Source organism: Terriglobus sp. TAA 43, from assembly GCF_000800015.1.
Lineage (GTDB): Bacteria > Acidobacteriota > Terriglobia > Terriglobales > Acidobacteriaceae > Terriglobus.
In genome coordinates this window covers 314,499-338,352 of record NZ_JUGR01000001.1, presented here as the reverse complement: position 1 = coordinate 338,352, position 23,854 = coordinate 314,499, and the positions used below count along the sequence as shown (strand labels likewise).

General features: G+C 53.7%; 17 protein-coding genes. 7 read left to right on the top strand and 10 right to left on the bottom strand.

The window, feature by feature from the left end; translation table 11 throughout:
- Positions 1–579: 579 nt before the first annotated feature.
- Positions 580–789, top strand: coding sequence for a response regulator (locus M504_RS22690; RefSeq protein WP_084214006.1), 210 nt, complete (start codon positions 580–582; stop codon positions 787–789).
- A gap of 311 nt (positions 790–1,100) precedes the next feature.
- On the opposite strand, the gene M504_RS01375 is transcribed toward M504_RS22690, so the two are convergent.
- The 3 genes from M504_RS01375 to M504_RS01365 form a co-directional block, all read right to left on the bottom strand.
- Positions 1,101–2,141 carry a YncE family protein gene (locus tag M504_RS01375; protein WP_052200180.1) on the bottom strand — a complete coding sequence of 347 codons (1,041 nt, stop codon included), beginning with the start codon at positions 2,139–2,141 and terminating at the stop codon, positions 1,101–1,103.
- A 17-nt stretch (positions 2,142–2,158) separates the two neighbouring features.
- A complete protein-coding gene (locus M504_RS01370; protein ID WP_047487084.1) occupies positions 2,159–5,209 on the bottom strand; it encodes a TonB-dependent receptor in 3,051 nt (1,016 codons plus the stop codon).
- A gap of 87 nt (positions 5,210–5,296) precedes the next feature.
- Positions 5,297–6,763, bottom strand: coding sequence for a YncE family protein (locus M504_RS01365; protein ID WP_156993404.1), 1,467 nt, complete (start codon positions 6,761–6,763; stop codon positions 5,297–5,299).
- A gap of 277 nt (positions 6,764–7,040) precedes the next feature.
- Between M504_RS01365 and M504_RS01360 the strand changes: the two genes are divergently transcribed.
- Entirely contained in the window at positions 7,041–7,382 is a 342-nt protein-coding gene (locus M504_RS01360) for a hypothetical protein (protein WP_047487079.1), read from the top strand.
- 632 nt (positions 7,383–8,014) lie between these two features.
- Here M504_RS01360 and M504_RS01355 read toward each other — a convergent pair.
- Together M504_RS01355 and M504_RS01350 are read right to left on the bottom strand one after the other, a co-directional pair.
- Positions 8,015–8,848: a glycerophosphodiester phosphodiesterase family protein gene (locus M504_RS01355; protein ID WP_052200178.1), complete on the bottom strand. Its 834-nt coding sequence runs from the start codon at positions 8,846–8,848 to the stop codon at positions 8,015–8,017.
- A 37-nt stretch (positions 8,849–8,885) separates the two neighbouring features.
- Positions 8,886–12,146 carry a TonB-dependent receptor gene (locus M504_RS01350; protein ID WP_198137501.1) on the bottom strand — a complete coding sequence of 1,087 codons (3,261 nt, stop codon included), beginning with the start codon at positions 12,144–12,146 and terminating at the stop codon, positions 8,886–8,888.
- 270 nt (positions 12,147–12,416) lie between these two features.
- Between M504_RS01350 and M504_RS01345 the strand changes: the two genes are divergently transcribed.
- The 3 genes from M504_RS01345 to M504_RS01335 all read left to right on the top strand — a co-directional run bounded on the left by M504_RS01345 (position 12,417) and on the right by M504_RS01335 (position 15,616).
- Positions 12,417–13,184 carry a DeoR/GlpR family DNA-binding transcription regulator gene (locus M504_RS01345; protein WP_047487073.1) on the top strand — a complete coding sequence of 256 codons (768 nt, stop codon included), beginning with the start codon at positions 12,417–12,419 and terminating at the stop codon, positions 13,182–13,184.
- A 78-nt stretch (positions 13,185–13,262) separates the two neighbouring features.
- Positions 13,263–14,681 carry a galactokinase family protein gene (locus tag M504_RS01340; RefSeq protein ID WP_052200177.1) on the top strand — a complete coding sequence of 473 codons (1,419 nt, stop codon included), beginning with the start codon at positions 13,263–13,265 and terminating at the stop codon, positions 14,679–14,681.
- Positions 14,681–15,616: a DMT family transporter gene (locus M504_RS01335; RefSeq protein WP_047487070.1), complete on the top strand. Its 936-nt coding sequence runs from the start codon at positions 14,681–14,683 to the stop codon at positions 15,614–15,616. The genes M504_RS01340 and M504_RS01335 overlap by 1 nt, the downstream gene beginning before the upstream one ends.
- A gap of 571 nt (positions 15,617–16,187) precedes the next feature.
- Here the strand turns inward: M504_RS01335 and M504_RS01330 are convergent.
- From M504_RS01330 to M504_RS01315, 4 genes are all read right to left on the bottom strand, one after another.
- A complete protein-coding gene (locus M504_RS01330; RefSeq protein WP_232296115.1) occupies positions 16,188–17,996 on the bottom strand; it encodes a glycosyltransferase family 39 protein in 1,809 nt (602 codons plus the stop codon).
- Complete coding sequence (gene asnB / locus M504_RS01325) at positions 17,933–19,834, bottom strand: asparagine synthase (glutamine-hydrolyzing) (protein WP_047487065.1); 1,902 nt, start codon at positions 19,832–19,834, stop codon at positions 17,933–17,935. Before asnB ends, M504_RS01330 begins: the two co-directional genes overlap by 64 nt.
- A 365-nt stretch (positions 19,835–20,199) precedes the next feature.
- Entirely contained in the window at positions 20,200–20,979 is a 780-nt protein-coding gene (locus M504_RS01320; protein ID WP_047487062.1) for a heme-binding domain-containing protein, read from the bottom strand.
- Entirely contained in the window at positions 20,976–21,971 is a 996-nt protein-coding gene (locus M504_RS01315) for a metallophosphoesterase (protein ID WP_047487059.1), read from the bottom strand. Before M504_RS01315 ends, M504_RS01320 begins: the two co-directional genes overlap by 4 nt.
- 218 nt (positions 21,972–22,189) lie before the next feature.
- Between M504_RS01315 and M504_RS01310 the strand changes: the two genes are divergently transcribed.
- Positions 22,190–22,723 carry a sigma-70 family RNA polymerase sigma factor gene (locus tag M504_RS01310; RefSeq protein ID WP_047487056.1) on the top strand — a complete coding sequence of 178 codons (534 nt, stop codon included), beginning with the start codon at positions 22,190–22,192 and terminating at the stop codon, positions 22,721–22,723.
- Positions 22,720–23,505 carry an anti-sigma factor gene (locus tag M504_RS01305; protein WP_047487052.1) on the top strand — a complete coding sequence of 262 codons (786 nt, stop codon included), beginning with the start codon at positions 22,720–22,722 and terminating at the stop codon, positions 23,503–23,505. The genes M504_RS01310 and M504_RS01305 overlap by 4 nt, the downstream gene beginning before the upstream one ends.
- Before the next feature lie 36 nt (positions 23,506–23,541).
- Here the strand turns inward: M504_RS01305 and M504_RS21970 are convergent, their stop codons facing one another.
- Positions 23,542–23,700: a hypothetical protein gene (locus M504_RS21970; RefSeq protein ID WP_156993401.1), complete on the bottom strand. Its 159-nt coding sequence runs from the start codon at positions 23,698–23,700 to the stop codon at positions 23,542–23,544.
- Between the last annotated feature and the right edge of the window lie 154 nt (positions 23,701–23,854).

Here is a 23,854-nt window from a genome sequence, read left to right as displayed (position 1 = left end):
CAGAAAACTCCCCAGACCCGCTTATTGTGACAAGACCGTATGACAATTAGCAGAATCGTCACAAAGAGCGCTCACAATCTCGCGACAAGGAGTCACCAAAATGCTTCCTTCAAGTTGTCGATATCCGACTCATCATGTCTGGCGAATAAGTTTCCGCTGAACCCGGAAACCGACGAAGCGCTTGTGGAATAGGTGCGCTAGGAGATCGAACGGTTGGGTCTGCGCAAGCGGATTGGCACTTATTTCCTTTTGACAAATCAAACCAGAGATCCGACGCCCGCGCCCACGAGAGGAATTCCAATGGAATCGCACGCGTCTTATCTTCCTTTGTACTTACGGTCTTCTTTGGGGCGGCGTTCGGAATCTACCTTAGAGAACGTGCTATCGGGCGTAGAGCACGGCTTCTGATCGAAAAGCGGGCAATGTTCAAGTATTTCAACTCTATCGAATAGTCATTCGAGTTCGTGGGCGCTTCACGCGATCTAACCAGTGTGGGATAGCAGCGCCGCGGAAGGTTTCGTAGACTCGAGGCGCGATGAATACCCACACCGTCCTGGTCATAGACGATAATCACGCGCGATGCGAGGGATTGCAGAGTTGCTCAGGATTGAAGGGTTTGTTGCCCACTCAGCATTCAACGGAACAGAAGGCATCGCTAGTGTAAGGTCACTTCGCCCGGATGCGTTACTCCTCGACCTTCGCATGCCGGACATGGACGGATCGAGGTCACTGCCGTGCTCCGCGACGCCTCTTCTTAAGCCGCTGGGAGAGTTGGACCATGGCAGGTAACTTTTATAGCCGTGAAGTTTGACCCCATGACATCGCTGAAGACGAACATGTCTTCTTCCCTGTCGTCCCGATTTGCGCGAAGCACATCCTACGTACCGCGGGCCTCTTGCAACTCCAGAATATTCCCCAACTCCGCCAAGTCCTTATGTGAACCCAGAGTGGGAGGCGGAGCAAGGATGCGATCCATGCGCAGCTCCTCCGACCTAAAGTAAAAAGGCACCTTCCCCGCCCGCTGTTGTGTAGGCGAGGAAAGTGCAACAAACAGAAAAGAAGCTGCGATGAATAGATTGATCGTTCTAGACAAGTAGCACCTACGGATTGACGCGATAGACAAGTAGAGCAGCAATGTCCACATCCGTCTTGGGGTGAATGACAAAGAAACGATGTACTTGTGGGACGTAGTAGGAAGTTTTGCCACCGTTGGTGGGGATATTTTCGATTGCAGTGTACGTATTGGGATCGTCCTGGTGGAATACAGATAAGCCCTGCGTTCCGCTGACATAGACACGCTTCAGCACTGGATCCCACGTCATGTCATCGTTGATGTTGACACAGTCCTGCTTTGACACGACTTTCCCACTGTTATCGAAGACATAGAACAAGCCAGGCTTTCTGCCTGCAACAAAGACATGCTGCGACTCTTTGTCCATCGCGAGCGCCGTATTGCCGCTCAGGTCCGGTGTGGTCCATGTATCAATCACCTTGCGGGCACTCAAATCAACAACACCGATCTGCTTCTTATCCCGGATGTTTACGTAGAGGCGATTGTGAGCGCTGTCTGCCACCATGCTCTCGACGTTATTGCCGGGGATGGAGATCGAACCGATCAGCTTATTCTCGTCGACAGAGAAGATCGAAATAACCGAGTCTGGCAGATTCGCGGAAGCTCCCCCATTTCCGATGTAATACAGTCGATTCTCTGCATCGAAGTAGGCAGCATCCGGAGAGTCGCCCTTTCCTGTTGCTGAACCATCGACCAACTGGATGCGATCAAGGCGATGGAAGTCATCACCCGAGAGGAGTACCAGAGAAGAATCGCCTCCATCGCAGATCATCAGTTCGTCTTTGCTTTGTGCAAAAGCAATGGAATGTGGTGTCTTGAACCCTCCGATGCTGCGAAGATGTTCTCCCGTCCGGAGGTCGAACATCTCGATGGATTTATGTACCTCCGCAGCAACGAAGAGATGGTTACGCTTCACGTCAACCGCGAAGTGATCGAAATCTCCAACCACATCCGGGAGGTAGGTCGTGCGCAACAGCGTCAGGGGTTCTTGTTTATCTGTTGCGGCATGTGCCGTGACAAAACAGGTGCTGAGTGCAAGAAGTGACAGAACGGCGTGTGTAAGTTTCATTGAACTAATCCTGATTCTTAATAGTTGAGGCGGAGGGAGAACTCGAGAACACGCGGCGTACCGGAGCCGACTAGCCCTGCTGAGTTGACGGGAGAGGTAATCAAGCCGAAGCTCTTGGGCACGCTCAACGCCCGCACTCCACCTGTAGTCACCACACTTAGGGCCGCAGATGGGCTCGCGTACTGAGCGCGATTGAACATGTTGAAGGCTTCGGCCCGAAAAAGAATGTTGCTCTTCTCGGTTGCATGGAATGACTTCTCGATTGCAGTGTCGTTCTGCCAGAGAGCGGGACCATTTGCAATGTTGCGCCCTGCGCTTCCCCAGCTTCCAACAGCAGGCAAGGCGAATGCAGCCGGATTGATCCACTGAGTAGTGCTGCGGTTGGGCAGGTACAACGGCACGCCGAGAACGCGATTGGGACGTTGGCTTTGGTTGTTGCCGTCAGGCAGCTCGCTTGCAGCACGCGAAAGCGTAACGTTAAGCGGAAATCCTGCGCGGGCGAAATAGAGCGTATTGATCGACCAACCGCCAACAAGCAGGTCCATCGCCTTGCTTGTGCTATTGAGATATGTCCTGCCGCGACCGAAGGGAAGATCGTACACTGCGCTCACATTGCCACTGTTGCGTGCATCAAAATCGCTGCTCGCATATTCACATCGGAAGCAGGACAGATTCTGAGCGGCGTCGCCGTCACCGGCGCCGACCGAGCCGTCATTGAGCGCGTGAGAGTACATGTAGTGGCCACCAAAAAAGAGGCCGTTGTGAAAACGACGTGACAGGCTTGCGACGAAGGCATTGAATGTCGACATTCCCTGGTTGTACTTAGTATCAATTTGGCTCGGGAATTGCGGTAACGGGCGCTTGTTAGTAGTTGGATCGATCAGGTTGGTGTAGCTTCTGCGAAACAGATGCACACCGTGGGATCCCAGATAAGTTAAGGTCAGCGCGGTCTGCCCGGAAAATGCTTGCTGCACAGACGCTGTCCATTGCTCAACATAGGAGTCTGGATGATGTAGCGCCATCGAGCGCGGCGTCAGCGCCAGTCCTGTCGAAGGCGTGAGGGCTGGATCGACAGGATACGAATACTGAACAAACGTACCGTTCGATTGAACACCGCTGGTCAACAAGGTCGATGGTTCATTGTTAACAGCAGGGCTGTCCTCATCACCAAGCTGTACCTCGCCGTGATAGACTCCAAAACCGGCGCGAAAGACAGTATTCCCTTTTAACGCATCGGGCGCGTACGCAACCGATGCGCGTGGGTCGAAGCTCAGATAATTCGGATGGTAGAAAAGCCCACCGAAACTGCAGTAGCCACCACACTCCGCGATATCAAACGCAATGGCACTGTCATGCACTTCATGAAATGGTGAGAAATAGTTGTACCGCAGACCATAGCTTACGGTGAGGGCACGGGTTGCCTTCCATTGATCCTGCGCATAGCCAGCCACATGAATCTTATGCATCCCTTTGTCCGGCAGTGCGGCCGTCGTTTGGAAGGTATTGAGCTGGTTGGCCTGAAATGCACTCAGACTCAGAAACGATGCCGTGCCATCAACGGAATTCTGTTCGTTGAAGAGGATGAACTCAATTTCAGCGCCAAACTTCAACGTGTGGCTCGCTTTCGTCCAGGTCACCGTTTCATTCACGGATTCGGATTGGCCGACTTGCTCTTTGCTGTAGTTCTCATTGAGGGATGTGAGGCCGGTGATAGAAAAGTTAAAAGGAAGCCCGGTTTTTTGTGACTGGATGTAGACGTTGCGATTGAAGCCGAATTGCACTTCATTAATGGCACGGGGACTGATGATGTGCGACTCTTCGAGGACAAAGTTCTGGAGCCGCGATTTTACATTGACTGCCTGAGAGAGGGCATTCAACGCGCTCGTTGAGGCACCGTCGTCGATGTTGTAACGAGCATAGGCAGAATCGTTGTCAGTGAACCGATGGTCGATTCGAATCGTCCCCGCGTTTTCGCTGTTCGGGCTCGGGACAACTCCGATATACGTGAACACGTTCGGATCGGACGTTGGGGCCATACCTGCGGGATAGGCGTTGACCACAGCCGCTAATGAAGGCTGTGCTGATGCAACAGCCGCGCGAAAGGCCGGACTGGGTACGAGTCCTGTTTGAGGAACGCCACCTAGGTGCTGTTGAAAGCCTTCATAGTTGGCGAAGAAGAAGGTGCGATCTTTGATGATAGGACCGCCAATATTGGCGCCATACTGATTCAGCTGGAAGACTGGCCGTTTCGTCGATGACTTAAACGGACCGGCTGCATCGAAGTAATTGTTACGGAAATAGTCGAATGCACTGCCGTGAAAAGCATCCGTGCCCGTCTTCGAAATGAGGCTTACCTGGGCTCCAGCAGAACCTCCTGTGTCCGCACCATAGCCGCCCGAGTCGACTTTGAACTCCGCGACCGCTTCCGTGGAAAATTGCAGGCGCAGAGCAGACTTCAATGAAGCATGGAAGATGCCGCTTGCGTCCACACCATCAAGCCGAAAGTTATTATCGTCGGTTCCATTGCCCGCAAAGCGAATGGAGGACTGTGCGCCCGATCCCGAGTCGATAGCACCCGGGGCTAAAAGTTCCAGGTTGGTAAGATTGCGGCCATTCAATGGGAGACGGGAGACCTGCACCGACTGCACTGTATCGCCCAAGGTCGCATCGCTCTTGTTGAGTTGTGCGCCGTCGCGATCAGCTTCGACGGCAATAACCTCCGAAACCGTACCGATCTGCATCGTTCCATTGACTGTACGGATGTCTCCCGAATGAAGGTCGAGGTCAGCCACACGTAAGTCTTGGAACCCCGTTCCCTGAAAGACGACGGTGAAGCGTCCGATCGGCAACGACGACACGACATACTGACCGTGTGCATTGGTAACCGTCTGTCGTGTTTGATTGGTCCCTTCTTGCGTGATCGTCACTTTCGCCTGTGACACTGCGGCCCCGGTGGAATCGGTGATCGTGCCGTTCAGTTCTGCTCGATCGATCTGCCCAACCATGCTGATTGGAGCGAGGAGCACTGCACTGAGGGCAACTGCGCTGTATGAAGATTTCGGAAACATAGACCTCTCCCTCGAGGCGATGGCTTGTGAAAAACGACAGGTTATGCAGGCTGAGAAGCCTGTGGCATGAGTGCGGATTTCAATGAGTTATCTGGATGACGTCGCGAACAAAGATTGCAAGTCAGGAATTTGAGATGCGACCTCAGCTCGGATACTGTCCGCTTGCGCCGCGGCTTCCTTTTCATTCGCCGCGGCCGTGCAAGGGATCTCCATGACCAGGATTCCAATGTTGCGGTGCTGCGCATCGAACATCGACATCTTCATGTTGTAGAACTGACCGTCGTCGATACGTGGACCATAGATACCGCCGTCTTTCACCGCAGCAAAATCGCCAGGCGATGTATGGATACCAAGGCGTGTCTCATTTCCATTCGCAATCAGAATCATGGTCTTCTGCCCAGGTGGGATGACATGCAATCCCATGCGACGCAGCATTTGATGAGCTGATAACTCTTTCAGAACAATCTGTTCCGCCACAGGAGCATTCACCGGTTCTTTCAGGTCTGCCAGGGGCGAACGTGCCGGAAGAGTGTTCGTCGGCTGTAGTACAAGAATGTGTGGCCCCGACGTCTCGCTCTTAGGGACAGCGACAAAGAGTTGATTTAACTCTGTCGACAGATAAGCAGTGCGGGCTTTCGCACCTGTCGGCTGGGCTCCACGGTTCTGATAGTGATCGAGATCAATCTGATCGTAGATATCCAGCGAGCCATCGGCGCTTGCGTAGAGTCGACGCGTTGACGCTTCGTAGATCAGATCGTCGACCCCGGCATGTATCGAGAGATTCGTAACCTGCTTACCCGTATTGGTGTCCAGTACTGCGACGTTCCCACTCAGGCATCCAACAAACAATCGCTGACGAGATTCATCGAGTGCCATGGCAACATTTGTCTTGCAGGCGTTGAGAGGCCAACGTGCAACTTCCACATTTCGAAAGCGATCGAGCACAACAACTTCATTGGTCGCTTTGTCATTGACGTAGATGCGTGGCCGATAGGCATCAAGGGACATCGCCTCGAGCGTGTCGCCATTGATCTGGAGGTCTTGCACTTTCTCTGCCTTCACCGTATCGACGATGCTGAGCAACGAGAATTTCTGACCAACGTCGCCTCCGCCGTTCACGATGTACATGAACTTACGGGACGGGTCAAAGCCCACTGCGTCGGCATCCTTTTCGAGGCCGATCCGCTTGATGAGTTTGTAACTTTCCCCGTCGTAAATGCTCAGTGACCCCTCTCCGCCATCAGTGACATACAAGCGGTCGGTGTCCGGACGAAACAGCACGTCATGGGGACGTGGCGATGGGATGCTTCCTGCCACAGCGCCACTTTTCAGATCGAGGATTAGGACCTTTTTCGCATCTTCCGCAGTGATGAATAGGCGGCTCCGCTTTACGTCGACGGCTAAGTGGTCAAAGTTCCCATTGATCGATGCGGGCAGCTTCAATTCGCGAATGTGCTGGACTGGAGTGGCCGTATCCTTCGTAGAACCTTGAGCAAACAACGCATGAACACAAACGACTGCGAGCCCAGCGATTGAACAGAACCTGGAGGTCATTGAGGTTTCCTAACCAATATCTCGATAACCTGAGCCTAGCGAGTTCTTCCAGGAACTTCGTTAATCAGGAGTCAACGATCAGGCAATCCGTTCTCAGCAGATCTTCAGGTTGATCCGATCCACGATCGGACACGTTGGCATATCGACGTGTCGTACCGATGACTTACACGTTTGAGAAGTTCAGGCCTCTTGCGGGAGCTTGGGCACCGCATGCATCGAACCGCACAAGGACACTGGAGCCGTTGCCTAGCTCACTTTTCCCCGAGATGCTTCCACCATGCAACTCGAAGAGATTTCGTGCGACGGCAAGCCCCAAACCGCGCAATCCATCGCCAAAAAGGTGCAAGTGACACTGACAGGAGACGAACGCTCACGACTCACTCCAGTAAAACCCGTTGCGCCTGAAGTCTACGAGAGCTATCTGAAAGGTCGGCTTGTTTTAGCGCAGGGCAATAGAGCTCAACTTGAGCAGAGCATTCCTCTTTTCGAAGGCGCTCTCCACAGAGATGGAGCCTTTGCACCAGCCTACCTGGGGCTGGCCGAGGCTTACACGATGCTCGGAACGGTCTCTGCAGGAGCAGGCTTGCAGAGAGAAATCGGATATCGTCCAGTTCCTTAAGAGCCATCCATACTTTGACCCAATCCGTAGTGATCCCCGATTCGCTGGCTTGGTACATCGAGTCGGGCTACCATAGCCACCCGTAGGACACGGACGTGCGACATTCGTTTGGTGATGGCATGATCCGCTCTGTCACGGGAGTGTTAGAGAAATAGATATAGGCCGCGCATTGCGCATGGCCTGCTCCGCCAAACGAGCCGCCTGCGCCATCTATAGGCGAGATGGAATCCTCGTTGCGCGATCCGCGCTCATCATCCACGAAAGTAAATGGCTCATTGGTGATGTTGTGCAGTTCCGCGACAATGGAATTGGTGCGCTATGCCATATCTCCGATGTTCGCGCAGTTCATAGCGACGGTGCGAGCCCGATGTGTGGACATAGTATTGGGCGGCGGGTACCTCTCTGCAAAGACAGAGGGGAACAATATTCAAGAGGCATACGAAGACCAGAAAAAGATCGCGAAACGGTTGCTTTTCTGAGACGAACAATATGCCGTCCAATGGCAGAGCACCGACAGCAACGTGGCTACGGAGAGATTGAAAGCACTCCCAATCGACAGGAAGACATGCGCGTTGCCACCACGCATGTCTTCTTTGCGTACTAAATAGGATCAGACTTGTCACGATCGGAATTTAGTGGCTGGCTATTTGATGTTCCCTTAGATACCCAACCAGTTCTGCAGGCCTATCAGTTTGTATTCCGTTTGCCCCCCTATCGATTGCAGCTTGCCAGCCTTCTGGACCATCTGTGGAGCCCATGCGATCCACGTAGATCAAAGTATTCGCCTTCTTCGCCACCTGGATTGTTTCGTCGTTGAAATCGGAGGCACTGAAAGCAAGCACTTTTAGAGGCATGCCCCGCGTCAGAAGCTTGCTGATATCCGGACTGTATGCCTCCGGCATCACTCGCAAATCCGGCCGCATTTTCTGAACCTCGTAAAGGAAAAATGGATTGCCGTAGATAACAACGTGATCCTGCATATCATGTCGGACGATCGTATCGATTAAGAGTTTCGCGTCTGCATTTTTGGTATCGACGTAGACGTTGATCTTGCCATGCGCCAGATCGAAAGCTTCATCCAGCGTAGGTACTTTTGTTCCTGCGAATGCTGATGAAAATTTTGCTCCCGCATCAAGCGCACGAACCTGATCAAAGGTCATGTCTTTAATGCGGCCAGTTGTCGTTGTTGTGCGGTTCACGCTGCTGTCATGCATCAGTACAAGTTTTCCATCCGACGTTGTCTGGACGTCCGCTTCAAAAAAGTCAGCGCCAGCATCGATTGCAGCTTGAAAGGATGCAATCGTGTTCTCTGGATGATGAAGGTGTTCCCCACGGTGTGAGATGGCAACGATCTTCCCTGGGGCCGGTGTTACAGATGGCCAGATAGCAGACGTCTTTTGTGCCTGCGCGGAGAACGCAGTCAAGAGCAGTACGGAAAGTACAGGTATTGAAATGGATCGCTTCATAAGTTGATTCTCGAATTTCTGATTGGTTCAGCTGCAATTAGAACTGGATCTTTCCAGCGAATTCAATGATGCGTGGATCAAGTGAAGAGGTCACCACACCGTAGCTCTTATTTCCGATCTGACTGCTCGGAGCCTTGAAGTTTGTATGGTTGAGCGAGTTGAAGAACTCTGCGCGAAACTGCATCGATACACGCTCGTAGATGGGGAATGTACGCATCACAGCCTGATCCCAGTTCTCCATTCCAGGACCATGAAACGGAAACCGTGGGGCATTACCCGTCTGCAAGGCCGATGACGCAGTGAAGGCAGCCGTGTTAAACCATTTCGACATTAAGCGCTTGTCGCGAGGCAGCATCGGGTCCGCCGTTTGATTGGGCCGCTGCACATCATTGAAGCCACCCAGATTATTCGCACTTTGTGTAACGGTTATGGGCAGGCCGGACTGGAACTCGATGATGCCGGAGGTTGACCAACCACCGATGATGTCCTTCAAGACAGGAACATTGTTCAGGAACTTACCGCCACGACCTATCGGGAGAACCCAGTAGTAGCTTCCGACTGCCCGCTGCGGAATGTCATATCCGCCCAGACCGTACTCCGCTTTTGTGTTGTAAACGTTCTGGATAGGTGCGGAGTTTGATCTATCTGGAGCATCCACGTCATCCATGAACTTGCTATAGGTATAGGCAACCTCGACGACAAAACCATTCTGAAAGCGGTGGTTCAGCTTCGTCTGTAGAGATTGATAATTAGAGCCCGCTTGATTAAGAAGCGCGCGCACCCCCTTGTATTGCGGGAAGGGGCGGCTCGACTGCAGGGCTGTGAGAGAGTACTGACTTGGTGTCAGCTGATTCACGTTATAGAGTGCCGGCAGCTTGATGCCCTTGCTGCCCTGGTAGTTCGCTTCGAGGAACCAGCCTCCAGCAAACTGCTGCTGCACGCCAATCTGATAGTTTTCGTTATAAGCGCTTCGCGAACGCAGTTCGACCTGATTCACGCTTTGGGTGGGATTGGTCAAACTAGTGGGAATATTTGCATTCCCATTGGCGTCGACGTTGTAGTGGTAAGCCGGAACACCATTGCTAAGTTGGTAGTATGGTGTGATATTGCTGTCGTTGCTGGAGAATGTTGTGCTCACACCATACTTTGTCGCGACGCCCTGGTAGGAAACGAGACCGATATTGGGAAGACGATAGATTCCGAAACCACCGCGGAAGACAGTGTTCTTGAGTGGCTTCCAGGCATAACCAACGCGAGGCAAAAAGTTGGTGTACACATTCGGAGTGAAATTGCGAGGAGCACCGTTGAAGCCGGCAAACTGAGTCGCTCCAAGACGGCCTGTTCCCGGGTCAACGATATTTGGATTAAAGGTATAGAGCTGATTGTTGTCTTCGGTATAAGTGCCGTTGAACTCCCAACGCATACCAAGATTGAGCGTCAGGTTCGAGCGAACCTTCCAGTCATCCTGGAGATAGAGCGAAGCGCTATTGATGTTGAACTTATAAGCGTAATTGGCGATATTGATACCTGTTGTCGTTGGGAGACCAAGAAGGACATCGGCAATTGCATCGCCCGTATTTGCATTTCCGGGGTAAGCAGAGAAGGTCTGTCCGAAGGCGTAGGTGCCTGATGTCTTACCGGGGTTGTAAGAGCTGTACATCTGACGACGGTATTCACCGCCAATCGTCAGTGCGTGCGCGCGAAGCTGCCAATTCAGCGCATCCGAGTAGATCCAGCTGCGATCACGATCATGCGCTTGCGCGGAACCACCGAGCTGAGCATAGTTCGTAGAGGTGATCTGGGGGAAATGGTCCAGTGGCACACCTTTCAACCCCAGGCTTGCTCCCGAACCACCTGCTTCGCCGTTGTAGTTATGTTCCTGAACAAAGCCGAGGCGAAAATCGTTGAACAGATTCGGTGCAAACACATGCGTTTCCGTTACGGCAACCTGTGTATCGGTCCAACCGCTGGACGTCGTGTTGTTGGCAGCATTGTTAAAGTTCGCAGGTGCATTGCCTGCGGGATGAAATCCTCCAACGCGGATGAAGCCCTTATCCCGATCACTGAAGTTATGGTCGATGCGGGTGATCCATTGAGCAGTGGAATGGAACTTGCTCGGAAAGACCATGTAGTTGGTCGCACCGCCAGAGTAGCTTCCATTCGGATCCGGGAAAAAGCTGACCATCTGCTTACCTACCGAATCAAAACGCGAGGCTGGAATGATGTTGTTCGCAAATGCCTTGCGGCACGTCGTCTTTCCCGATGTCACGACAGAAGCTGGATCAAAGATCTGCCCCTGATAGATCGGGGTATTGTCACAGGGATTCATCCCCAGAGATTTGCTTGTGTTGAGCAGCGCGGAGAAATCGCCGCCCTTTTGCTCTGCGGTTGGGACAATGGCGTTGTATGAGTTTCCCTGCACGAGGAGGGTGATGTTGTACGCACCGAAGAAGAATGTCTTCGGATTGTGACGCTCCCAAGGAAGAGGAATCGGCGCGCCAAATGTACCGCCGGGATCATTCTGGACATACTTCACGGTGCTTTGTGTGGGCGTGAAGTAGTTCCTTCCGTTGAGGACACGGTTGCGATAGAAGTCGAAGATTGAACCGTGTATCTGCGAACTGCCGGAGTTGGTTGTCAGAAGCAGCACACCGCCGCCGGTGTGCCCATATTGCGCAGAAAAGGGTGTCGTAATGACCTTCATCTCGCTCAGCGCCTCTGGTGCTGGAGTAAGGGTGTAGGTCTCATCGGATGGATTCGTTGTAGGAAGGCCGTCGACCAGAATCTCATTCGTGACGGGCCGGCCACCGCCGAGAGAAAAGTTATTGATGTTGCTGTTATTGGAACTGGTGGACGAAACCCCCGGCGACAGCTTCGCGAGCAGAAGAGGAGAACGCCCGTTTCCTCCCGTTACCACGGGCAGCTCGTTAAGACGTTCTTTATCGATTACGTCGCCAATCTCTGAGGAGATTTCATTCAACTGCGACGAGTCGGAGTTGACACTGACCGTCTCCGAAACCTGTCCAGGTTGAAGAGCGACATTGATCGTCAGGCGCTGGTTCAGGTCGAGCTTGATGTTGTCTTCGACGTGAGATTTGAAGCCCTCAAAGCTCACCTCGATGCGGTAGACGCCTTCATTCAGGAAGGAGACAGTGTAATCACCCGACTGACTGGTTTTCGTCTTGACGACGGCGTTGGTGGCTAAATTCGTGGCGATGACGTCGGCGCCCACTACCGCGTGGTCTGTAGCATCCGTCGCCCGTCCTCGAATGGAGGCACTGTATGTTTGGGCGTGCATTCTGGACACGTCGCCTGCGAAAAGCAGAACAAGGAAAAGTAGGACTCTTTTGAGCATTGGCTGACTCCGGTCCAGCCTTCGTGAAGGCTGTCTTGGTTCACCCTAATCCATAAATGTTATTTATTCACATCATGTCGGAGATTGTTGTCAACTATTAACAAAGCTGTCGGGCACAGAGTTTTCACGAAAACCATGTTTCATTGATAAATTGCCTGCTGCCATTCCGTACCGATGTGCATGCGTGTTACTTTTTAACGCGAAAGGGTTTTCATGTCAGAAACGTCGGAACATTCGCGGCTCACCGGAATTGTGGAGTTGCTCAAGGAGCATACGAGCGCCTCAATTGGAGAGATTGCAGACAAATTCCATGTGTCCGAGATGACGATCCGGCGCGATCTCCAGAAGCTTGCAGAAGCTGGCCACATCATTCGTATTCCTGGCGGCGCGCGGATCGAGCGATGGCAGGGGATGGAGCGCACGTTTGTTGAACGCTTGCGGAAGATGTCCCCGGCAAAAAGTAGTATCGGCGAAGCCGCGGCGGCGCTTGTAGGAGACGGTGAATCTGTCGTTCTGGATTCTGGAACGACCACGCTTTACATTGCGAGACAACTCCGGACGAGGAGAAATATTGTCATCTTCACCTTCTCCATTGCCGTGCTTGAAGAACTGGCAACAGCCGATTCGGTCCGGGTTGAACTGACGGGCGGCGTGTATCGCGCCAGCAGCCATGACCTTATCGGCCACGCGGTGGGCGAATATCTGACTTCGATCTGTGCCGACCGTGTGATCTTTGGTGCGGCAGCCGTATCGCTTACCCGCGGCGTGATGGTCCATGATCCGGATGCACAACGCGAGCTTTTACGTGCCGGCAAGCAACGCGTCCTGGTGGTCGACAGCAGCAAGATCGGAACGGAAGCTACCTATCGCTTGTGCGGAATCGATGAATGCGATCTCATTCTGACCGACAGCGGTATCCGTCCGGAAGACCTCGCAAAACTTCGACAAATAACAAATGTCCAAGTGGTGGATCAGCTGTAGATTCACTGTTTTTTTTCATACGAGATGTAGAGTCGAAGGAAAATACGGTCCCCTATTTTCTTCGCACTTCGACGATCGATGACATCTCTCGCGCCCCAAACCGCCCTCCACCCGGTGGAGCCATCGTTCTTCGATCCAGAACGAGAGATGGTTGTGGCCCGTGCTCCGGGACGGCTTGATCTAATGGGCGGCAATGTCGACTATACGGGCGGCCTTGTCCTGCAAACCCTGGTGCAGGAAGGCATCCAGATTACGTCCCAGATGCGTCGCGATGAACGCATCATCCTGCGCAATCCCGGTGCTACACAATATGGCTGGCAGCCAGATGTCGAGTTCGCACTGAGCGACTTGGATGATGCGGAGCATCTTCGCCGAATGTGCCATGCGACACCCGGTCTTCAGTGGATCGCCTATGTCGCCGGCAGCCTTCATCTTTTGCGCTCGAGAGGACGAGGCTTAAGCCGCGCCGGCGTGCAGATTTACGTCGAATCGGATCTTCCTCCCAACAAGGGTGTCAGCTCTTCGGCGGCTCTTGCCATCGCAACGCTCAAGTCGGTTTCAACGGCATGTGGCTCCCCTCTCATGGGAACGGAACTGGCAGAGGCTGGTCAGTGGGTCGAGAACGAGATCGCTCGATCTGCATGCGGCATCATGGATCACGCAGCGATCGTCTTCGGACAACAGCGATCGCTGCTGCCAATGCTTTGCCAGCCACTCCAGATAGACGCCAGGATTCCACTTCCCGCCGGGGTTCGGCTTTGGGGGGTAGACTCCACCGTGCCACGAACAACGACCAGTGTGGCATACGAACGCGCGCGAGCCGCGGCATTCATGGCGTATAAACTCCTCTGCGATCGAGAAAACCTTGCGGTCAGCTTCGATGGGCTAGGCGCGGTTCCAAGATGGCGTGACGCCAGATGGAACGGGTATCTATCGGCCATCTCTCCAGAGGACTTTGAATCGCGATACGAGCGCGAGTTGCCGGAAGCTCTCACAGGAGATTCGTTTCTGCGCGAGTACGGCCCGCATGTGGATCCCTTCACATCGATCCATCCACAAATGGTCTATCCCGTCCGAGCGGCTGCACAATATGCTGTCCGCGAGCATGAGCGGGTACAGCATTTTGCAAGTCTGTTTTCGAGCAATCCAGTCATGAGTGAGGAACAACGTCTGTGCCAGCTTGGAGAGCTAATGTTCCAATCACACCAGGCCTATGGCACGACCGGACTTGGATCGGATCGCTGTGACGAATTAGTAGAGATGGTCCGACGTGCCGGCTCCGCATCTGGACTCTATGGAGCCAAGATGACAGGCGGAGGAGGCGGAGGCACCGTAGCCATTCTCGGCACTGATCGAGGTGAAGAGACCTTCCGCAGAATCGTGGAAGACTATGGCCGTCGATATGGTGTGACACCATACGTCTTTGCTGGCAATGCTTCCGAAGCCGATACTTTCGACCATCAAATCTTGCCGCAGAGAATACAGCAGGCTGTCTGATGCGCACTTCCCTTTCTGGTTCTCGCTCTTTCGTTGCTGTGGTCTCGCTTTTCCTCGCAAACCTGCTCTGGGCCGGACAGGGCATCGCCGTGAAGATGCTAGAAGGCGGCATGCATCCGATCGCGATTGCCCTACTACCCCTGTATTTAGCGACGTTGTTGCTTTCGCCCTGGATCTTCTGGAGACGTAAAAACAGCTGGGTTCGCCTGCGTGCGGCATGGCAACATCGCAATCAATTCATCATTGCAGGCGTTGTGGGACAACTGGTCGCGCAGGTCGGTATGACGTTAGGTATCGCTCGTTCGCTGGCATCGGACGGAGCCATTCTGAACTCCCTTGTGCCGATCTTCAGTGCTCTCATCGCATGCGTGTTGCTCAGTGAGCGATTGACTCCTCTGCGAGTGGGAGCTTTGGTACTTGGGCTTTCTGGTGTCGTTCTGCTCTCACCGATTCACCTGTCTGCCTCTGCCGGAGCAGGGATGCATCATGTTTTGACTGGGAACTTGTTGATTGTCGCCGGATGCCTTGGGTCTGCCTTTTACAACGTTTACTCAAAGCGTCTGTTAAACGACTTTTCGGAGATCGAGATTCTTTTCTTCAGCTATCTGGCTGCAACAATTACAAGTATCCCGCTACTCGTGTCGATCGACTCCGGCTTCTGTAAGCAACTTGCAACCTTTACGGCGCGAGAATGGGGAGCTTTCAGCTTTCTCGCGATCTTCATGTATGGATTGTCCATGCTGCTCTTCCTGTATGCCCTGCGCCGCGTCGACGTGGTCGTTGCTTCGGTATCGTTCTATCTCGTGCCGGTCTTCGGCGCAGCACTGGCGATGGCCGTACTCGGAGAACGGATCGCGCCTCAGGGGTTTCTCGGATTTGGCATCGTTCTCGTTGGGATGCTGGCCGCATTTCGCAAAGGCTACAACTTCGGATGAGGCGTCGCTTAAGCGGCAACATACCTTTGACCTCTCAACTTACGTGACAGATAGCGACACCAGCGGAGCAGACAGCGTCTCACAGACAATCGTTGGATTGTGAGCCGTTAACTGTCACATAGTTGCTCTACCATCAATCGATCAAGCCTAACGAACTCTGAAAAGAGAGAGGCCATGTCTGGATTCGCGAGATTCGATCCCTACCACTTACCGCGGAGATGCCGTCAAGAAATTCTTTCGCATTCCCGCCAGATAGAAGCTCCAGTTATCTGCGAAGAGACGAGAGCGGACGGTCGAAACCAAAGAGGCTAAGTCCCATCCCCATGCGTAGAGACCCACTGCGGGTTGGGAAGAGCGGCATTACTAGTGACACACCCGTTGTGAGGTTGACTGCACAAGGGTCCGTCGGAATCTCTGTTTGAAGGAGGGTTTTCGGATGGCCACCCGGTTTAACCAGAGACTCGCAAAACCGACAGGAACCAGTTAGCCACACAGATTGCCTTTCTCTCGGCAATAAAATAGAGCACACCTCGGGTCCATTCGCTTGATGCCTGTTGCCAGCACAGTCAGATCATTGGTTCGTGAGTAGGTAATTACCACCGCTGGATGCGACTACTTTGAATTCGCTGGCGAGCAGGTCTTTCAACCGGGGTAGGTCGCTTCCGTAGATGAGGAGGTAGGTCCGTCGCTCACTCGACCATAGGGATTTCAGGGTGTTGTCGTCGATGAACACATGCGCGGCATTTGGAGCGCTGGAGCCATACTCGAGATTATTGCTGCGGCCATTCCATAGCAGAGCTGATTTGTTGGTGTAGAAGAAGACGGAAGAGAAAGCATAATAAGCATCTCCCTCGATCAGAAGGCCGGGTTCTGAGCGATTGAGCGCTTCCGCGAGGGCCTTAGAACTGAGATAGGGATCAAATGCAACAAGTGCGAGGCGGGCAGCCTGGATGAAGACGATCATCATCAGGGCCAGCCCGGCAACGACTGCGACGGTACGGCGAGCCCGGAGCGTGGCTATGATTCCGATGAGCAGCCCGCAGCCAGCAAGGACAAGAGGCAGACGGAGGTAGGCGAAGGAGTGAAGGGTAAGATCGCTCATGTGGCCGAGCGAAAGGGTGTACATGTCGGGGTTTTGGGTCAGCGCGTTAGAGATGTCGCCGTGGACCGTGGCATGCGCGTTGTAAGCGAGAAGAAAAACGATGGCACAGAGGCTGGTGCCAAGAATTAAGGAGAGCACCAAGCGCCCGCTCCATGGGTATTTTTCGCGGGTGGCGAGATCGCTGCCGAGGAGCATGGCGAGCGCTGGGTAAATGGGAAGTGAGTAGTACTCCTGCGTAGTGGATAGGGTGAAGAAGAGTAGGACGAAGCCAATCCAGATGAGAGCAAGAAGGCGTGTCTTACCCGCACGGCTGACAGGCCGGTAGCTGTTACGAAAGGCTGCGACAAGGGTGACACTCCATGGGAAGAGCCAGACGAAGTGCAGGAGCCAGAACCAAAGTCGTGGGACGGTGTTGTAGTCCCGCGGATAGCGGAGATTCAGGAAACGGAACAAGTGCTCGTTGAGAAAGTAGAACCAGAAAAAGCCGTGGTATTCGCCAGGATTGCTGTGCATGGTCCAGTCAAAATACGGCGGGTTGCGAATCGTGGCGAGAATGTGCCAGGGCGCGGCGATAAGCAAGAGCAGTGCGAGGCCGGAGAGAGGACGGATGCGCTTTGCGAGTTCACGTAAAGACGTTTCGCGAGTGATAACGAGATAGATTGCGGCGATGGCAATCGGAAAGACAGCGGCGATGAGTCCCTTCAGAAGAAGACCGCAGGCGAGGCTGATGTAGAGAACAAGGAACCAAGTCGTGCGCCGTCGCTCGGAGTCATCAAGCAGACGAAGGAAGGACCAAAGCGCGAGGACGATGGTTAGGGTCAGAGCGGCGTCTGGAATAAGGATGCGAGTGAAGAGGAAGATTCCGATGCAAGTGGCAAGAATCGTGCCGGAGTAAACGCCCGCGCGGCGGTCGAAGGCCCACATCGCAAAGCGCGCGGTGACCCAGCAAAGAGCGATGTTGATGATGGCCAGGGGAAGACGAGCGGCCCAGTCATGGACACCGAAGATTTTGAAGGAAACCGCCATGATCCAATAAATAAGCGGCGATTTTTCGAGATATGCGATCCCATCCAACCGGGCAGTGACCCAGTCTCCACTCTGAAGCATATTGCGGGCGATCTGCGCCTGGACAGCGTCCACATCGTCCATGAGGTGAGGCGGGCTGACGACCAGGGGCAGAAAAATGCAGCAGGAGACAACAAGAACAAGCAGGTCTATGCGGAAACGGCGGAGAAATCCTCGACCGCTCGAGTATCCCGCAGAGACTGTATCTTCCATTGTTCCATCCACAGAAACAGCATTAGTATGCCCCATAGGTGATACCCATAGTTCGCCTTTCTTTGCATGTGCAGGTCGAGCATAGATTGAAGATGAGGCCACGAAATGAGGCCAGATTCTTCTACGGTCTTGCGGTTGAGGGTGTCTAGCAATAGCGGCTTCAGATGGCCTCTAAACCAATCATGGACCGGGATGTCGAGTCCTTGTTTGCCCCTGGTGAGGACGCTTTGCGGCAGCTTGTCCTTCATCAACTTGCGGAGAAGAAACTTCAAAGTGCGTCCCTGAATGCAGAAGTTGGCCGGAAGGCTGGCCGCAAATTCGACGATGCGGTGATCGAGGAATGCGGGCCGGACTTCGAGCGCGTGCGCCATACTCATTCGATCGACTTTGGTGAGCAGGTTATCAGGCAGGTAGTAAGCCTGATCGAACGCCATGAAGCGGCGGACGTCTCCGTGGCCCGGAATCGTTGCAAGGATCTTGAGCAGGTGAGAGTCATCGTGGGAGAGCATGAGTTGACGACGCTGGTGACGGGAGAAGGTTCCGTTCCAGAAGACGTGTGACTGGCCTTCGTCAAGCAAAGTTCCATGCAGGAAACGCTGCAGTTTGTAATCGAGGCCGATCTTCTTATTCGAGGCCGGCAACGTGTTTGCCAAGTGGAGCGACAACCGTCGAACAGCGCGAGGGACGATGCGGGCGCGCTGAGCGTACATATCGGCGAGGTACGTGATGTAGCCGCCGAAGAGTTCATCCGCTCCCTCGCCGCTGAGAGCAACGGTTACATCTTTGGCGCACATTCGCGAGAGATGCCATACAGGAACAGCCCCGGCGTCAGCGTTCGGTTCGTCGGAATAGTAGGCGAGCTCAACAATTGAATCGGGTGTTACCGTTGCCGGCGCCAGGTCGAGTTCATAGTGATCGGTCCCGTAACGACTCGCCATCTCGCGGACATAGGGCGCTTCATCGAATTCGCGACCATTGAACGTTATCGAGAACGTTTTGAGCTGCGTACTCGCTTGCTGACTGGCATAGTGGAGCACCGTTGAAGAATCGATTCCTCCGCTCAGCCAGATTCCGACTGGAACGTCCGCCGCCAAATGCTCCTTGATGGATTGCGTCAGGAGATGGTCCAACTCTCTCGTACTCTCTTCCAGGGTCTGGAGAGGGCCGGCATCCCGTTCCTGAATCTGCCAGTATCGGCGCGTGGCAATCTCCCCATCATGCCAGGTAAGAACGTGACCAGGGAGCAGCTTGAGTATTCCCTCCGCGAGCGTATGCGCTCCGGGAACGTAGTTCATGCCTAGATATGTATCCAGTGCCCTCAGATCAATATGACGGTTGACTTCGGGATGGCAAAAGACCGCTTTCATCTCGGAACCGAAGTAGATGTCGCGTCCACAGCGCGCATAGTAGAGTGGCTTGATTCCCATGCGGTCGCGTGCCAGGACGAGTCGTTGACTCGATTCGCACCAAACAGCGAAGGCGAACATTCCCCGCAGTTTTTCAAGGCAGAGTGTGTCCCACTCGATGAAGGCGTGAAGAACCACTTCGGTATCGCAAGCTGTAGTGAAATGATGACCGAGAGCGGTAAGCTGCCGCCGGAGTTCGCCATGGTTATAAATCTCGCCGTTGAAGACAAGGTTAAACCCGTCAGAACTCATGGGTTGAGAGCCAGCGGATGTGTCGATCACCTTTAGACGCGTGGCACCAAGAGACACGGTTTGGTTTTGCCAAATACCCTGCTGATCAGGGCCGCGGTGGGCAAGCGACAAAACCGCGCGATGGATTCGTTCCGACAGAAAGGGGCGACCAGCGTGGGTATAACCCGCGATTCCACACATTCATGACGACCTTATTTCGTAATTTTCCAATTCTAAGCGCAATTCTTGAGAAAAATACTCGTCTAACGCCTTTATCTCTCCTCTGGAATACTGTGGTCTCAGACGGATCTCATCGCGAGATCGGCCATACGACCAAAGAGCAATTGCATGTTCATGTGGTAACAGGATCGCCAGACCTCAAAGAAAATCGATGCCATCGACTTGTTTCCAGCTTCTCGAAATCGTCCGAACATCGTTCCTGCTCATCGAGACTAGCTCACGTGCTGGACGGTCCTGTCCTGTGTATGGGCGAAATCGAGACAAGAGGTATCTCGTCAACACATGCGACCATTCAAGATCTGTGCCAATGGGACGGATCCTATTCCTTACAACTTGCTGCTTGCCAGCGTCTGAAAATACGCGATCACATCCACTCGTTCCTGCGCCTTAGGCAGATGAAAGTCCATTTTGTTATCCGGCACCAGCACATCTGGATCGTTTAGCCATTTCTCCAGCGTGGCTTCATTCCATGTAATGGCAGACGCTTTCAATCCTGTGGAATAACTGAAACCCGCCACACTTCCGGCCTTACGCCCAAACACGTGCGCCAGCGGAGGTCCCTCGCGATTGTCTTCCAGCGCGTGGCAACCAGTGCATCGCCTCTGAAAGACCATCTGGCCACGACCAGCATCACCAGCGGTGTGTATCTCCGCAGGCACTGACGTGCTTGTTTGCATACTCGACAGAGTAGCAATGTCCACCGGCGTCAGTTGCGACTTCCAATGAAGAAGCCGATATTGCAACGGCGGCATCTCGCCATTCTTTGTCTCATGAATGATCTCGCGCATCACTTGCTCCTGGTCTTCCGAAGACATCTGATCCCAAAGAGATAGATTCATCTTCTTGCGGGCTTCCACCACGTCCCGTTCAATCAGCCATGTACCAGGAGCAATAGGTGCATAGATTGGCCAGCGTGTTTCATTCGAATGGCAGTTCGCGCACTTGGCAATCAAGATGTCCCTTGCTCGTGCCGGCATCGTTGAATGGGTCAGCAGTGTGTCGAGCCCTTTCGAGGGCTCGACACGCGGATTGCCAAAGGGATGAAAGAGTCCCAAACCGAGAAGCAGTTCTACAAAGAGTGCACTGAGTATGACGATGTATTTCAAACGCCCTCCGCCAGTGTGTGATCCACAACCGCGAGGTGGCTATGGCCCCGAACCACCTTTACATTTGTCACGCCCAACACACTCTTCAGCTTCCCCGGCGGTACTGCCATTGGCCCGGGGTTTGGCGCGCTTCCTGGCGCGGGTTGTGGGAAGGCCGTAGCCATCGCAGTATGGAACGCAACGTTGCCTTCCACCTTCTGCACCACCTGGTGGATATGGCCGTTCAACACCGTCACCGATCCAAAGCGCTTCAGCAACGCCAACGCCAGCACACCATCCGCCGTGCCCCAGCCCCACTTCTCGTACACCGTCCACAAGGGAATATGAGCGAAGACAACAATCGGCGTGGACGAGCTCAAGCCTGCCAGGTCTGCCTTCAACCACATCAGCTGCTCTGTCCCAAGGTTGCCCAGCGCATCCACCTGTACGCAGTTGTTCAAGCCAATAAAGTGGACACCTTTGTGGTTATAGCTGTACCAGCCATTGCCCTTCGTTCCCTTACCAAAGCGTTGCTTGTAGAGAGCACCATCATCCAACGAAAAATCATGTTCCCCTGGTACATAAAACACCTCAGAAACCTTTGCGCTCTTGATTACTTGCGCAGCCGTATCGAACTCCGCAGCCTTTGAGTTCTGGGTGATGTCGCCCGTATGGATCAGGAAGTCCGGAGCTTTCATGCCTGCGGGAACGGTATTGATTTTGTTGATCGCTAGCTGAAGTGTTCCGGTCACATCCGGGTTGGCACCTTTATTAAATCCAATGTGGCTATCGCTGATCTGCACAAAGGAGAAATCCTCGGCCTTGCCTGCGCCCATACCTATCTTTGGCGCCTCAGCCAGTAGCTTGGAAGTGGGAATGCCTCCTGCCAATGTCCACAGCAGGCCCGTACCTGCCCATGCCATGCATCCCAGAAAGTTTCGTCGGTCGATCCCGTCACTCGAAGGCTGCGCTTCATCTTTCGGTACTACTGTGTCGTGTTGAAAGCGATTCATAAATAAGCTCCAGTTGGTGAACTTGCCTGCACCGTGGAGAACTGGAGAACATCTGCATTTATTCCCATGCAAATGCGATTTTTTATTTCTGCGAAATTGCGAAAAAGTGAGGAATAAAACCTGCAGAACTTGGTTACGACTTACATGAAGTCCATACTGAAGAAACAATCGGTTTCGTCTTCGTACAAGACTCTGCATTTTCTTGAGGACTCCGCATCATGCTCGCCCAAAACCGTAGTGCGCTCTTCGAACAACTCGCACTACCTCTGCTGCCCTCTCTCTATAGCCATTCGTTCTGGCTATGCCGCAATCATGCGGAGGCAGAGGACATCGTGCAGGAAACCCTCTCGAAAGCGTTGCGTGCCTTCGATTCCTTTCAGGCTGGTACCAACTTCAAAGCATGGGTCTTCCGCATTCTGCGCAACACGTTCCTCACATCGCGCACAGCCATCGCAATATCGCGCACCGTGTTTTTGGAAGATCACCTCGACCAGGTGGACGTCACCGACACCACTCCCACTCCGGAGGATGTTCTACTTCGCCTCGACAGCGAAGCTGCGCTATCGGAAGCGGTTGAGCGCCTGCACCCTCAACTTCGAGAAGTGCTCTTGCTATGCGAAGTGGAAGGCCTGAAGTACAAGGAGATCGCAATGGTTCTCGACGTTCCCATAGGTACCGTCATGTCGAGAATCTCTCGTGCACGCCGAACCTTGCAGGATCAACTGCGTGAACAATTGGGAGGATCGTTGTGATACAAGACCAAGTTCATCTAAATCACCAAAACATCAGCGCTTTCATAGACGGAGAGCTGTCCCCAAGCGATGCGCAGATCCTGGAGCAACACGTATCCACATGCCATGCGTGCGCGATGCGTACTGTCTCCGCCATGCAACTGAAAACGGCGACCACACGCGCTTCCCTGCGGGTCGCGCTCCCCCCCGACACGCTCAACAGGCTCACGGCACAACTCCGCGCAGATGCTGCGAAGGAAACACGACCAGAAAAGAAACCTGCTGGCGTCATCCGGTTCCCCACATGGGCCTGGAGTGCGCTCGCCGCGAGTCTCCTTCTGGGAATTTCACTCCTCGGGTGGCAGTCGATGCATCCGCCCAGCACCCTCTCAGCAGAACTGCTCGATCAACATCTGGCGGTCCTATCCAGCGGTGCTCCCCCCGAGGTGATTTCCAGCGATCGTCACACCGTAAAGCCATGGTTTCAGGGCAAGCTTCCCTTCAGCTTTAACCTGCCGGACGCATTCCCGCCCGGCACCGTACTGAAGGGGGGCAATCTAGCCTTCGTTCACGGACAACCCGCAGCGCTGCTTCTCTTCACGGTAGGTAAGCATCAGGCATCAGTCTTCCTCACTCAACATCCACTCAACCCACACTCGTTCACATCATCTGCAACTGAGTCCGGCTTCACCATCCAGTATGCCGATGCACAGGAACTGCACATCACAGCCATCAGTGACGTCAACCCCTCTGATCTCGCCAACCTGCTCTCCACATTGGCGACCGCTCAGGCCACCCGGTAAGCTAGGAAGCGAATCGCAGTCGAATGCTTCACTCATTTAGGCCAATTTCAACCCGCGGATCGCTTCACCGGCTGCACGGAGATTTGCGAGCTTCATCTCGGAATACTTACGCGAGAGCAAGACTCCATCTGCACCACCATTGAAGGCAGCCTCAACCACTTTCCGTGTACCTTCCGGCGTGCATTTCGCGGCCATTACTATTCGCTTTGTGCCTGTCATCGTGCGTGAGATTCAGAGCGAATGAGTCGATGAATGTTGTGAATCCAACGAGGCAGAAGGACCACTATTCTGGTTGTGTAAAACACATGAAGGGCCCGTCAGACGTCGCTCTGACGAGCAACACGAATCG